Annotated in this window: 18 protein-coding genes and 2 pseudogenes; 17 read left to right on the top strand and 3 right to left on the bottom strand. The window is 32.8% G+C overall.

What is annotated here, in order from left to right:
* Positions 1-4: 4 nt before the first annotated feature.
* Positions 5-232: a hypothetical protein gene (locus H9L01_RS10470; protein WP_187533892.1), complete on the top strand. Its 228-nt coding sequence runs from the start codon at positions 5-7 to the stop codon at positions 230-232.
* 43 nt (positions 233-275) lie between these two features.
* Here H9L01_RS10470 and H9L01_RS10465 read toward each other — a convergent pair whose 3' ends face one another.
* Complete coding sequence (locus H9L01_RS10465) at positions 276-602, bottom strand: CsbD family protein (protein ID WP_187533891.1); 327 nt, start codon at positions 600-602, stop codon at positions 276-278.
* 243 nt (positions 603-845) lie between these two features.
* On the opposite strand from H9L01_RS10465, the gene H9L01_RS10460 reads away from it, so the two are divergent.
* The 14 genes from H9L01_RS10460 (at position 846) to H9L01_RS10395 (ending at position 9342) form a co-directional block, all read left to right on the top strand.
* Positions 846-1580, top strand: coding sequence for a MurR/RpiR family transcriptional regulator (locus H9L01_RS10460; protein ID WP_187533890.1), 735 nt, complete (start codon positions 846-848; stop codon positions 1578-1580).
* Positions 1570-2349: a MurR/RpiR family transcriptional regulator gene (locus tag H9L01_RS10455; protein WP_187533889.1), complete on the top strand. Its 780-nt coding sequence runs from the start codon at positions 1570-1572 to the stop codon at positions 2347-2349. Before H9L01_RS10460 ends, H9L01_RS10455 begins: the two co-directional genes overlap by 11 nt.
* A 117-nt stretch (positions 2350-2466) precedes the next feature.
* Entirely contained in the window at positions 2467-4071 is a 1605-nt protein-coding gene (locus H9L01_RS10450; RefSeq protein ID WP_187533888.1) for an alpha-glucoside-specific PTS transporter subunit IIBC, read from the top strand.
* Positions 4072-4085: 14 nt separating this feature from the next.
* Positions 4086-4586, top strand: a complete 501-nt coding sequence (locus H9L01_RS10445) for a hypothetical protein (RefSeq protein WP_187533887.1) — start codon at positions 4086-4088, stop codon at positions 4584-4586.
* Positions 4587-4700: 114 nt separating this feature from the next.
* The gene (locus tag H9L01_RS10440; protein WP_187533886.1) at positions 4701-6029 is read left to right on the top strand and encodes a 6-phospho-alpha-glucosidase; all 1329 of its coding nucleotides are present in this window, start codon (positions 4701-4703) and stop codon (positions 6027-6029) included.
* A 133-nt stretch (positions 6030-6162) separates the two neighbouring features.
* Complete coding sequence (locus H9L01_RS10435; protein WP_187533885.1) at positions 6163-6363, top strand: hypothetical protein; 201 nt, start codon at positions 6163-6165, stop codon at positions 6361-6363.
* Positions 6364-6386: 23 nt separating this feature from the next.
* A complete protein-coding gene (locus tag H9L01_RS10430) occupies positions 6387-6674 on the top strand; it encodes a hypothetical protein (protein ID WP_187533884.1) in 288 nt (95 codons plus the stop codon).
* Between the two features lie 170 nt (positions 6675-6844).
* Positions 6845-7093 (top strand): hypothetical protein, encoded by a 249-nt coding sequence (locus tag H9L01_RS10425; RefSeq protein ID WP_187533883.1) that lies wholly within the window; start codon positions 6845-6847, stop codon positions 7091-7093.
* A 173-nt stretch (positions 7094-7266) separates the two neighbouring features.
* The gene (locus H9L01_RS10420) at positions 7267-7485 is read left to right on the top strand and encodes a hypothetical protein (RefSeq protein ID WP_187533882.1); all 219 of its coding nucleotides are present in this window, start codon (positions 7267-7269) and stop codon (positions 7483-7485) included.
* Positions 7486-7537: 52 nt separating this feature from the next.
* Complete coding sequence (locus tag H9L01_RS10415) at positions 7538-7792, top strand: hypothetical protein (protein ID WP_187533881.1); 255 nt, start codon at positions 7538-7540, stop codon at positions 7790-7792.
* Between the two features lie 77 nt (positions 7793-7869).
* Entirely contained in the window at positions 7870-8064 is a 195-nt protein-coding gene (locus tag H9L01_RS10410) for a hypothetical protein (RefSeq protein WP_187533880.1), read from the top strand.
* A 94-nt stretch (positions 8065-8158) separates the two neighbouring features.
* Positions 8159-8308 (top strand): hypothetical protein, encoded by a 150-nt coding sequence (locus H9L01_RS10405; RefSeq protein ID WP_187533879.1) that lies wholly within the window; start codon positions 8159-8161, stop codon positions 8306-8308.
* Positions 8309-8380: 72 nt separating this feature from the next.
* Entirely contained in the window at positions 8381-8878 is a 498-nt protein-coding gene (locus tag H9L01_RS10400) for a hypothetical protein (RefSeq protein WP_187533878.1), read from the top strand.
* 80 nt (positions 8879-8958) lie between these two features.
* Positions 8959-9342 carry a hypothetical protein gene (locus H9L01_RS10395; RefSeq protein WP_187533877.1) on the top strand — a complete coding sequence of 128 codons (384 nt, stop codon included), beginning with the start codon at positions 8959-8961 and terminating at the stop codon, positions 9340-9342.
* A 68-nt stretch (positions 9343-9410) separates the two neighbouring features.
* Here the strand turns inward: H9L01_RS10395 and H9L01_RS11015 are convergent.
* Positions 9411-9656, bottom strand: a pseudogene (locus H9L01_RS11015) (IS3 family transposase); the annotation flags it as partial.
* 32 nt (positions 9657-9688) lie between these two features.
* Here H9L01_RS11015 and H9L01_RS10385 point away from each other — a divergent pair.
* A pseudogene (locus H9L01_RS10385) lies at positions 9689-10019 on the top strand (transposase); the annotation flags it as partial.
* A gap of 796 nt (positions 10020-10815) precedes the next feature.
* Here H9L01_RS10385 and H9L01_RS10380 read toward each other — a convergent pair.
* On the bottom strand, positions 10816-11535 hold the full coding sequence (locus H9L01_RS10380) for a DUF4145 domain-containing protein (RefSeq protein WP_187533874.1): 720 nt from the start codon (positions 11533-11535) through the stop codon (positions 10816-10818).
* Between the two features lie 246 nt (positions 11536-11781).
* Here H9L01_RS10380 and H9L01_RS10375 point away from each other — a divergent pair, with 246 nt between their 5' ends.
* Positions 11782-12036 carry a hypothetical protein gene (locus tag H9L01_RS10375; RefSeq protein WP_187533873.1) on the top strand — a complete coding sequence of 85 codons (255 nt, stop codon included), beginning with the start codon at positions 11782-11784 and terminating at the stop codon, positions 12034-12036.
* The last annotated feature ends 79 nt before the right edge of the window (positions 12037-12115 follow it).

Here is a 12115-nt window from a genome sequence, read left to right as displayed (position 1 = left end):
TATCATGGCAAAGTTTCCAATGAAAACAAAGTCATTGGTTTTCTTAATCGTACTTGTTTTCTTACTGTACTTTATTAGTTTGACTTCTTCGCAAATCGTGAAAGGAATTGGTTCTGGTTTTGTAGCGCTCCAATTTTATACCATTGCACTAAGCGAAGAAAATCTCAAGAATAATAAACTCTACATTATCTTCTGTATAGGTGTGGGGTTACTAACTTATTTTATAATCTAAAAAAACACAGGATGTGGATCCTGTGTTTTGTGTGGTAAAACAATTATTTTTTGAATGTTTCTTTAACGTTGTCGACTACTTTTTCAGTTGTGTCTTTTACATTTTCTACAACTTTATCAGTAGTTTCTTTTACGTCTTCAGCGACATCTTCAGATTTTTCTTTAAGTGTGTCTACTGCTTTTTCTGTAGCATCTTTCACATCTTCAGCAAAATCCTCTGATTTGTCTTTAATGTCGTGAGCTACTTCTTTAGCTTTACCAATTGCTTGATCAAGTAACCCCTCAGCTTTAGTTTTGTCATCACCAGTTACTTCACCGATAACTTCTTTTGTTTTACCAATTACTTTGTCGCCTGTACCTTTATCTGCCATGCGTATTCCTCACTTTCTATGAATACTGTAACATGTTTTTTTTAATGTCGTAAAGCGTAGTGACTGAATATTTGCGATTTTTCATCGTTATTTCACAAATATAAAATGTTGGTTATACACAATTCATACGAGTATTCATACACTTTTTATATAATTGAAAGGATATAAAGTAAGACTTACGACGAATGTATAAGAATAAAAGTGGATAACTTGGTGTATACTAAAAGTAGATTGAGGTAAGCCATGAAAATAGAAACTATTGTACAAGAACATTTTGAATCCTTATCGAATGTTGATTTAAGTATTTGGAAGTTTATATCAAATAATCTTGAGAAAACAACGATGTTAAGTATTAGTGAATTGGCACAATTATGTAACACTTCACGGACTTCTGTCCTAAGATTCTCCCAAAAATTAGGATTTAGTGGATATGGTGAATTAAAGTTAATTATTAGACAAGGACTGCAAATAGAGACTCCCACAACTTCTGTAGACTTAAGAGCAAACATGATGAGTGATTCTATTCTTGATTTTATTCGGGAAGATTACAGTCTTTTGTTTGAAAGACTTTCAGTTGCGAATCGGGTTTTTATCTACAGCGATAAACATACTGAAACGTTGGTTGCGCAGTACTTTAAACGGCTCTTTTTCTCGGAAGATATTTTAGTATACCCGATTTGGGGTGAGCATGAAATTCGAAAACTATCTGAAAATGCAACCCAAGATGATTTAATTATTTTTTTAGCAATGAATCAGGATGATGTAATTTTAGACGTGTTACCAAGTTTTATTAAAAGACAGGTATTCACTGTTAACATCTCTAAACAGGGTGAAACAATCATGCATAAACTCAGTGATTTTACGATTAGTATCAGTGCAGAGGATACCAAGGGAATTTCAGTACTCTTTGTTATGGTTGAACTTCTCCACAGTATGTATCAGGATTTTATGAAAGGTGGCTACCACGATGAATATTGAAACCTTAGTTAATCAATATTATGCAGATTTAAATGAAAATGATCGTTATATTTGGAACTACATTAAAAATAATAAAGAAAAATGTATGCAATACACACTTCATGAACTTTCAGATGCTTGCTCTATCTCTAAAACAAGTATTATTCGATTCTCTCAGAAACTTTCATTGACGGGTTATAGTGAATTGAGAGCCATGCTTCGCTTTGATCAAAGCAGAATCGATGAGGAGGATGTTAACCTTGAAATGGATCATATTGCGAATACTTATCACGCAATGATTGATGACTTTAAAGACAATGATTTAGAAGATACTTGTGAAATTTTGTATCGTGCAAAAAGAGTCTTTGCTTATGGATCAGGGCTTGTGCAATTGAATGTTGTGAAAGAGATGGCCCGTCGTTTTGTTTCGGCTGGAGATTATATATATTGTTTTGACGATGCTGAAAATCCTCGTGATGTTGTCTCACAGCTTAGAGAAGGTGATTGCATTATTATCATTTCGATTAGTGGTGAGTCCGATGAGGTTGTCGAACTTGCGACCAGTCTTCACTTAAAAGGTATTAAGATCATATCAATCTCAAATTTAAATGATAATAGACTAGCAGCACTCAGTGATAATAACCTGTATATATCTAAACTTAAACATAGTATTGGGACTGAAGAATATCCAATTATGGCTTCTTCGACAGCGATGTATTTTTTAATTACAGAGTTCTTATTTATTCGATATCAACTCTATAAGAATAAGATGATGAAGGAATTGGATTAAAGTCCGTATTGTGTTACTTTTCCCTAAAAATGGGTTTTCATACCTGCTTTGGAAAAGTGTTTGAAAACGCTTACCACCTTACATATAATTGGACTATCATTTAAGGAGGATTTAACTATGATGCAAAAGGTTCAGAGATTCGGTGGCGCTATGTTTACACCAGTCATGCTGTTTGCTTTCTCAGGAATCATGATTGGTCTATCAACAGTTTTTCAAACCGAACTCATTGTTGGTAGCATCGCCCACAAAGGAACTTTGTGGTATAACATTTGGTTTGTAATTAAGGAAGGTGCTTATGCAGTATTCCGTCAAGTACCAATGTTGTTTGTCGTCGGGTTACCGATTGGACTTGCTAAGAAACAAAATGCTCGTGCATGTATGGAAGCACTTGTTCTGTATTTTACATTTAATTACTTTCTAGCAGCGATTCTTACAATTTGGGGGCCTCAACTTGGTGTCGATATGACTCAAGGCGAAGTATCAGGACTCGCAACGATTGCAAGTACATTAACATTGGATACAGGCGTTATCGGAGCACTTGTTGTTGCAGGTGTGAGTGTCGCAATCCATGATCGTTTCTTTGATTTTAAATTACCAGAATGGCTCGGAACATTCAAAGGATCATCTTTTGTTGTGATTGTTGGTTTCTTTGTTATGTTACCAATTGCTGCACTCTTTGCAATAATTTGGCCTAAAGTACAAGATTTCATGGGGGTATTCCAAGAGTTAATTGTTACCAGTGGATATTTTGGAGTTTGGATTTATACATTCCTAGAAAGAATGTTAATTCCTACAGGATTACATCACTTCATTTATATGCCATTTACACTTGATAATGCTGTAATTGATGGTGGTATCAAGGCACAATGGCTCATTCAATTAGAAAATATGGCAGTCAACCCTGCACCGTTAAAGGAACAATTCCCAGCGGGTGCTTATTCACTTTATGGTATGGCTAAGATCTTTGGACCTGCAGGTATTACCGCAGCGTTCTATTCAACAGCTAAAGAAAATAAGAAGAAACAAGTATTGGGGTTAATGATTCCTGTTTCGATTACTGCACTTATTGCAGGGGTAACAGAACCAATTGAATTTACATTCTTATTTATGGCCCCAATTCTATTCGTAGCTCACTCAGCACTTGCTGCAACCTTAGCTACAGTAGCAAACATGTTTGGTGTTGTTGGTTACTTTACAAGTGGAATTCTTAACTGGATTACATTGAACTGGCTACCACTCGGACCTTTACATTGGAGAATCTATGTTGTTCAAATTGCAGTTGGACTTGTGTTTACTGTTATTTGGTTTGTCGTCTTCCGTTTCTTAATCTTGAAACTTGATCTCAAAACACCAGGTCGCGAAGATGATGATGAAGAAATGAGACTTGTAAGTAAGAAAGAATATAAGGAAAGTCGTGAAAATAAGAAATTTGATTTAGAAAATACTGAAAATGATCCAACAGCATCAATTGGCATTTCAGATGATGCTAAAAAAGCTGCACTGTTCCTACAAGCTACAGGTGGTAAGGATAACATTGTTGATGTTACAAACTGTGCAACACGACTCCGTTTAACCGTTGTAGATGAAACACTGGTTGCTCCACTAAAGACATTCCAAGAAATTGGGGCTCACGGATTAGTAAGTAAGGGAAAAGCAATTCAAATTATTGTAGGAATGCAAGTACCTCATATTAGAGATGAATTTGAAGAACTATTAAAATAAGAATGGAGATTGCAATGGGAAGAAAAACAGTCAAGGTGAGACCAAAGAATAAACTCTTAGAACGAGTACGTGTCGTAACACAAATACTCTTTATGAGTGCACCTTTTTTATTAATATTTATGGTGAAGATGAATCCAGATCTAAAAGGACTTGATTTTCAGACAATAATTGAGACGCACCCTGTTATCTTAATCTCACTTATGCGCTTATGTTGTTTACCATTTATGGCATACATACTTTACAAGATGGACTATTATACACAGTCAGTCGTGAATGATTGGGCCGTAATGTTAAGCTTATTTCTACTCATTGCTTCATTATTATTACTAGGCCAAGTTTATTTCGCAGCTCTGATAGTGGCGTTAATCTTTGCATTCTCAAATAAAGTTACTTTGAAATGGCAGGAACTTAAAGAAACTCCTAAGAGAGATCTTCTTAAGCAATGTATTCCAAGCCTTGTAATGCTACTTGTTTCAATACTTATATTCGTTGTTGCAAAGCGTGTTGGACTTTAATCCGAAAAATGGGACAATACCCGACATTGAGAGCTTATACCTAAGAAACCCAATTGCCTAGTAATCATATTTCATTCTTGATATCGTTTGATTAGAGAAAGAAGAGGCACACTCATGAAAGAGAAATCATCAGTCGTAATCGCTGGTGGAGGAAGTACCTTCACCCCAGGAATCGTACTCATGCTTATCAACAACATGGAACAATTCCCAATTAGAAAAATTATTTTATATGATAACAACGCAGAACGCCAAGAAAAACTCGCAACTGCTTGTGAAGTAATCGTAAAAGAAAGACATCCAGAAATCGAATTTCTTTATACAACAGATCCAGAAACTGCATTTACAGATATTGACTTTGTAATGGCACATATTCGTGTTGGACTCTACGAAATGCGTGAGAAGGATGAAAAAATTCCTCTCCAATTTGGAGTAGTAGGTCAAGAAACTTGCGGACCTGGTGGAATCGCATACGGTATGCGTTCAATCGGTCCAGTCCTAGAAATCTATGACTACATGGAAAAATACAGCCCTAATGCATGGCTCTTAAACTATTCAAACCCTGCAGCGATTGTAGCAGAAGCTACACGTCGTTTACGCCCTGGTAAACGAATCATTAATATTTGTGATATGCCAGTTGGACAGGAACGATCATTCGCTATTATCCTTGGTCTTGAATCCCGTAAAGAACTTGATGTTCGTTACTACGGACTCAACCACTTCGGATGGTGGACAAGTATTAAAGACAAACAAGGTAATGATATGATGCCTCGTCTTAAAGAATATATCTCCGAAAGAGGATTAGAACTTGATACATCGGATTTCCAACATCGCGATGATAGTTGGAAAGAAACATACCGTAAAGTAGCAGATATCTATAAATTAGATCCTGATACGTTACCAAATACATACCTTAAGTACTATTACTTCCCAGACTATGTAGTAGCACATTCAAACATTGAATACACACGTGCTAATGAAGTAATGGATGGACGTGAAAAAACAGTATTTGAACAAGCTCGTAAAATTACAGAGCAACAATCAACTGAAGGCATTACGTTATCAGCAGGAGCTCATGCTTCATTTATCGTTGATCTCGCTTCAGCTCTTAAATTCAACACCAAAGAACGTATGTTGTTGATCGTTGAAAACGAAGGGGCAATTTCTAACTTTGATCCTACAGCAATGGTAGAAATTCCTTGTATCGTTGGTAGTGACGGTCCAGAACCACTTTCTATGGGTGAAATTCCTACATTCCAAAAAGGTCTCATGGCACAACAAAATGCCGTTGAAAAACTATGTGTTGAAGCATGGATTGAAGGAAGTTATCATAAACTATGGCAAGCATTAACACTTTCTAAAACAGTACCAAGTGCAAGTGTTGCTAAAGAAGTTCTTGATGCTCTATACGAAGCAAATAAAGAATACTGGCCAGAACTTAAATAAAATATACAAACTCCGAATAATATTTTCGGAGTTTTTTTATGGTAAGGATAATGTGAATGTTTGTTGAAAGATTCACGAGCCTATAAAATCATGGGATGCCTCATGGTATAATTTAGAAAAGGAGGCTTTCAAAATGAAAAAATACACATGGTTATTATCACTCTTAATTGTTACTATAATCTATCTTATCTTAGTGAAATTCCTTAATATTAGAATTGATCATCATGTTTTTGGACCTCTAATTTCGGGTGCAATGCTAGGGTTTGGAACCGTATATGTCGAAAAATTCTTAAATAAATATTTCCTTAAGAAAGAAAAAAGAAGTTACTATTAATTATTCTATGAGGAGGATATCATATGAACTTCTTACTCGGAATACTGACCTTTCTCTTTGCAACATTATTTTTACTCTTTGATGGGAGCCAACAAGGCGATACCCAAAACACTTTTAAGTTTGCATTGTTTTTATCGAAATGCATATTTTTAGTACTGCTTTTATTAGGCTTCTATGAAGGGTTTCAATCCGGTTTGGCAAATAATAATCAAATCAAAATTATATTTGGTATAATTGGAATAACCTTAACACTTGTATATTGTGTTTGGAAAAGCTATAAGTTCTTTAAGAAAATTAATGATGATTTTTAGATCTACGTAATTTCAAAGGAGGAATTTACATGGTAGTAGGAATCGCTGTTGATGCAACAAAAATTGTTTTACTTATTTTAATCTTGTTTGAACTAAAGAAAATGAACAAATCAAATTAATAACTAATATTCAGTTCGTATTTTGACTTTAAGAGTCGGGGAGGATACCATATGGACCGTTTTAAAGCAGCAGTACTCGTAATGTTATCGTTGATATCACTAACACTTATACACTTGGGTGTGGCCTTATCAGATCAAAAAGTTTTTAATGAAACAGGAAGAGTTAGTTTCATGGAATCACTACCGTATACAGGAATGGTTTTTATTTTTATAATCGTGATTATAATTTTTCTAAGCTCAGTAGTAAACTACTTCATAGTGGGACAAAAGGAAAAATCAGAAAAGTTAAGCAAGGATTAAAAATAGGAAAATTACTTTGCATATACGAGTATTTACTTTTACTCTGAATTTAATTTATTTTTAATAATGACTCATTATTTTCGTTATTCATCATAATAATTAGATGTTTATTTAAGGTGTTAAATTAATGGTTGAAAGCTATATGTTGATTTTAAGAAGTAGGAGGATATCTTATGAATCGATTTAAAGCAGCAGTACTTGTGATACTCTCATTAATACCTTTAACGCTTGTACAATTAGGAGTAGCCTTATCAAATCAAAGTGTGCTAAATAATACTGGAATGGTTTTTATTAACATTGTAGTAATCATTATTTTTGTTAGCACGGTAGCAAATTACTTTTTGGTGATATATCATGAAAAATTGAAAAAGAATAGTGAAGATTCAAAATAGATTAATATCAATATTCTGTGTTTTTAATTCTGAGGATCGGGGAGGTTATCATATGGATCGATTTAAAGCATCAGTACTCGTAATACTTTCATTAATTCCACTAACACTCGTATATCATGGCGTTGCCTTATCGAGTAATAATGTCAGCATTGGAAATGGATCCGTTAGTTTTATTCAATCACTACCATATACTGGGATGGTCTTTATCTACATTATCACTCTCGTTGTTTTTATAAGTTCTGTTGCGAATTACTTTTTAGTAGTACGAAATGAAAAAATTCAAAAAGAACAATCGAAACATAAATAACAACAACTTCTACAATTAATTGTATGTGCCATTAACTGTCGTACTCATATTCTATAATTATGAATGAGGTGATACTAATGACTCATTCTTTTAAGCATCATTGTGGTGCCAATATTATAGTTTCAGATAGTGGTAAAAAACACATTTACTACAATAATTTAGAATTTAAAACACTTGCTGAAGTTGAAAGGTATAAAAGAAGTGGTTCTTATCGAAGACGGACGGCAAGCAACTCATACGAAAATGAATATGCCAAATTTCAAAGTCGCTAGAATAGGATTCTACCGCAATCATTAGCTTATAACTGACAGAATATACAGATGGAATTCTGTTTTTTCTGTTCCTATTTAGAAAAGGAGGTGCATGATGAAAGATTTAGTATGGATATTAGTTATATCTACTTTTATCGGTAATTTGTTTGCATTTCGGAATTTAAATAAGAAATTGGATTCAATCAACGATTCTATAGTTGAATTAAATAAGAAGATTGATGTGATAAATCAAAATAAAAACTAGGGAATATTGGCGAGGAAGAAAATAAAACTGATTGGATTCATTCTACTCTTTAAGTCGGAAAGGAGATACGCTATGAAAAAAGAGAAAAGAAAGTTTCTGATATTAGTAATATTGATGCTTGTTTTAACCTCATGTACTAGCGAAAATAAGAGAAAAGAGGAGATTTATCAAAAAAACATAACGAACAGTTTAAGTGAGATTAGTAAATCTCTTGATATCCCAACGAATATCCAAAAGTTAGGTAATATACTGATATTTTCTGAAAAATCTTATGATGATAACATTCCTACCATATTAAGTTGGTTTCGAACCGAAAAGAATAAAGAAGTAAATCCGATTCTTGTAGTTGTGGAAAATAGTAAAGAGAAACGAATAATAAAAGTTATTGTTGTTGGGAGTGCTGGTAAGTATTGTATCTTAAAAACGGATGAACTAGAGTCTTATCCAGAAAGTTGTGATACATATGAAGATTACAAAGTACTGTATAAGGAAGATGGAGAAATTGGAATATATTTATCGAGATTAATGCAGGATAAACTTATCTTTACTCAAGTCAATCCTAATAGATAGTAAAAGAATAATCATTTACGATTAAATCAAAGAGAAAAGTGTTAAACGATATTTAAATATACTTAAGAGGAGGTTAGTCCATGAAAGGTTCAAGTCAAAGAATGTTTATCGGCACAATGCTTGGGCTGCTAATAGTCATTATAGACAGCGCACTCCAAGGTTTTGGAGATCCCACCAATACTTTTATTATGCTGTTTCACATGTTCTACTACATTGCGTTGATTACGATCGTGCTATTAACAGGAAAAGAATACAGAGAAAATAGAGATGAGAATAACCCAGTGAGTTTAAAAACTTATATTTTCCAAATTTCTTGTTTCCTTATAATCATGATTGATAGTGCATTGCAATCATTTGTGGATCCTAAGAATACATTTGTTGAAGTATTCCATTATCTTTACTATGCAGTAATAATTATCTTCCCAATTGTTTATTTAAGAAATTATTATTCTAAAAAAAGATAAAGCCCATATAAATGTGTAAAAGTAAAAAAGGTCATAGTGAACTGACCCCAATATCTTGGACGGTTTAATTAAACATATAAACTAAAGGATTGATTTCTGTATTGCGAAGGGGTTAATCCTTTTAGTTTGCATTTAATTCTTTTGTTATTATAATACTCGATATATTTATCAATTGCGATAGTTAAATCTTGAATGCTCTTATTTTCATGTTCCATTCAATAATATATTTCTGACTTCATTACCCCAAAGAGACTATCCATTAATCCATTATCGATACTATTACCTTTTCTGGAAATACTTTGATGTATTCCTTTTTATTTAAGTTTCTCTACGAAATAAGCGTGTTGATATTGCACGTAAAACAAAAAAATGAAATTATTGATAAATATTCTGAATTGTATCCAAAAATGACTGAGTGTCCTGTTGAAGGATTTGAGGATGAATTTCAATACTGTGCCATTGAAGAAATAAACTATCCTCGACTAAAGAGTACAAACATGCTTGAACGATTGAACTCGGAAATTAGAAGAAGAGATAAACTAGTTCGTATGTTTACAAATGAAGCTTCAGTAATGAGACTAATTAGCTCGATATTAATAGATATTAGTGAAAAGTGGGAATCAAGTTTAAGGCAATATATTAAATATACTGACGAAACAAAAAAGTGGATTGATTAGATTCACTTGCTGACATAATACATTTTACACATGATTTAGGACTTGACTTAAAATCATGAAAGAATATAGAATATTGGTTACTTTGATTGTCGAGTCTACAACTGAAATAAAAATTTTAAAAAACACTTTTCGAAACGTTCTAAGAATAATAATAAACAAATTCTTATTAATGAAGGTAACAAAACATATTGTAATTATTCATGAATAACCACAATATATTCTTTAATTATTCAGTTTAATATTGAGCAATTAACAATTTATACCTGCTATATCATTTATAAAATTTATATATTTATTGATAGTATACAATCTTAAATAAACCAATACGAGTTGTAGTTATTTTGTACTTTGGTGTCATGAGAAATATAGGGAAATAGCCTGACTATTTATCGTTTAGCTATTTATTGCCTCAATCCATAAATGATAGATTTTAAATTCATATTTTTATCAAATTGGAGAAGAAAAGAAAGTTACCGCGAAAAAAGATGTGGCAACTCAATGCGAAGAAGCACTTTCAGAACAACTTCAATAAATGTTTAAATGTAAACGTCCATTGGTATAGCTAGCTAATCTGAAATGTATATACAGACATAAGACTTATTATAATATGTACCGAGTATTAAGTAAAAAAGAGGCCACAGATTGTAGACAGCTTCATCAATTAGAAAAAGAAGGGAACTTCCTGATGAAATTGATTAAAAGTATTAAAAATTATTCTTAGCCTATTAAATTAGGCGTTGAATGACGTTTCATACAACTAAATTAGAGATAGGTTATCTTAAACAAAATCAATAAATTATTTTGTTGTAGATCGAATTTTACTTAAATTTACAATGTCGTCTAATAATTTTTCTTGTTCAAATCTCTTAATATACCAGGAATCAATAAAATGCTCAATTAGCCTTATTAATATATATGCTTCCTCTGGATCAATATCTAAAATCTTATTTATATCATCATTTTTATCGGGGTGCGCACCTATATTACCTATCGATTTTAAAGACATTAAAGCATTAAACTCATCATCAGTAATTTTATCTTTAATTGCTAAGATTTCTTGGTGTAATGAGGATTTGTTTTTCACATCAAAAAAATCTCTGATCATATACTGAAGTGCACGACGTGACAATGTCGCAGATGCCTTAGGACTGAGATCGACTATTAAACAAGCCTCTTCATAGTCGTTTTTAATTGTAGAAGGAATGAAGTCTGGTAACTGTAATGCTGCAGATCTTGGCCGAATTCGAATAACGTCTCTGTCAAAAAGACTTCCTTCTGTATGAACTTCGACCGATATTTCATTACATGTTGGACATATATAATAATGGACAGATAAACAAGCCGGCATCTTTTCTCGCTCGGAGGCAAGCTTAATCTTCGGAACAGGACTTGGACTACCAAAAAACATCGTAGTAATTAAAGAACTTTCTTCTTTATTAATCGCATGCGCAATATAGGTATTACCAAATTGTTTACTAAATATAGTATTACAAAATCCACATCTGTAGGTTGACATAGTTCACCCGCTTTCTACTGAAATACTAACACTTAGAAAGGCGAATATCAATGTATCAAATAAAAGTGGAAAACAAGGGTGGAACAATATAGGATTGACACTTAAACATGAGAGTCAATCCGTATATTATTGGGATACTTGTCCATATAGAGAGGCTAATTATAAGGTCGGTGAGTGTCATTTCAATTGGTAAACATCTGATGAAGAATTTGGAGCAATTGTTACTGAAGGAAGAATATACAGTATGTGGGTGAACAAGGGTTTGAGTTTACAAAATATGATGATGAACCATTTTCGATAACTACTATTCATTTAAGGATTAATCGAAGAGGGCAATCTGAAAAAAAGTCCAAATACTTTGCAGTGTATAAAGATAATTTTAATATTATGAAGTTGATGAATGGTAATAAATTTGTAGTATTATTTGATTTTGAGTTTGACTGTTCTCTCGGAGATTTGAGTTCAATTATCGCATTAAATGAGATGGTGATTAATGTATAAAATCAATATTATTTAAGAATAAGAAAATAAGGTAATAAGCTATACTTATTTATTACAGGACTATCTGAGAGAGGATCTA

Origin of the sequence: Erysipelothrix inopinata (assembly GCF_014396165.1) — a bacterium.
In the GTDB taxonomy this organism is placed as follows: domain Bacteria; phylum Bacillota_I; class Bacilli_A; order Erysipelotrichales; family Erysipelotrichaceae; genus Erysipelothrix; species Erysipelothrix inopinata.
This window is presented reverse-complemented; position numbering and strand designations above follow the sequence as displayed.

Bases quoted from the DNA above. Each gene is read 5' to 3' on its own strand.
- H9L01_RS10425 (WP_187533883.1), top strand. From the start codon at position 6,845: ATGGACCGTTTTAAAGCAGCAGTACTCGTAATGTTATCGTTGATATCA.
- H9L01_RS10405 (WP_187533879.1), top strand. From the start codon at position 8,159: ATGAAAGATTTAGTATGGATATTAGTTATATCTACTTTTATCGGTAAT.
- H9L01_RS10430 (WP_187533884.1), top strand. From the start codon at position 6,387: ATGAACTTCTTACTCGGAATACTGACCTTTCTCTTTGCAACATTATTT.
- H9L01_RS10445 (WP_187533887.1), top strand. From the start codon at position 4,086: ATGGGAAGAAAAACAGTCAAGGTGAGACCAAAGAATAAACTCTTAGAA.
- H9L01_RS10450 (WP_187533888.1), top strand. From the start codon at position 2,467: ATGATGCAAAAGGTTCAGAGATTCGGTGGCGCTATGTTTACACCAGTC.
- H9L01_RS10415 (WP_187533881.1), top strand. From the start codon at position 7,538: ATGGATCGATTTAAAGCATCAGTACTCGTAATACTTTCATTAATTCCA.
- H9L01_RS10465 (WP_187533891.1), bottom strand. From the start codon at position 602: ATGGCAGATAAAGGTACAGGCGACAAAGTAATTGGTAAAACAAAAGAA.
- H9L01_RS10395 (WP_187533877.1), top strand. From the start codon at position 8,959: ATGAAAGGTTCAAGTCAAAGAATGTTTATCGGCACAATGCTTGGGCTG.
- H9L01_RS10440 (WP_187533886.1), top strand. From the start codon at position 4,701: ATGAAAGAGAAATCATCAGTCGTAATCGCTGGTGGAGGAAGTACCTTC.
- H9L01_RS10380 (WP_187533874.1), bottom strand. From the start codon at position 11,535: ATGTCAACCTACAGATGTGGATTTTGTAATACTATATTTAGTAAACAA.
- H9L01_RS10460 (WP_187533890.1), top strand. From the start codon at position 846: ATGAAAATAGAAACTATTGTACAAGAACATTTTGAATCCTTATCGAAT.
- H9L01_RS10400 (WP_187533878.1), top strand. From the start codon at position 8,381: ATGAAAAAAGAGAAAAGAAAGTTTCTGATATTAGTAATATTGATGCTT.
- H9L01_RS10470 (WP_187533892.1), top strand. From the start codon at position 5: ATGGCAAAGTTTCCAATGAAAACAAAGTCATTGGTTTTCTTAATCGTA.
- H9L01_RS10410 (WP_187533880.1), top strand. From the start codon at position 7,870: ATGACTCATTCTTTTAAGCATCATTGTGGTGCCAATATTATAGTTTCA.
- H9L01_RS10455 (WP_187533889.1), top strand. From the start codon at position 1,570: ATGAATATTGAAACCTTAGTTAATCAATATTATGCAGATTTAAATGAA.
- H9L01_RS10435 (WP_187533885.1), top strand. From the start codon at position 6,163: ATGAAAAAATACACATGGTTATTATCACTCTTAATTGTTACTATAATC.
- H9L01_RS10420 (WP_187533882.1), top strand. From the start codon at position 7,267: ATGAATCGATTTAAAGCAGCAGTACTTGTGATACTCTCATTAATACCT.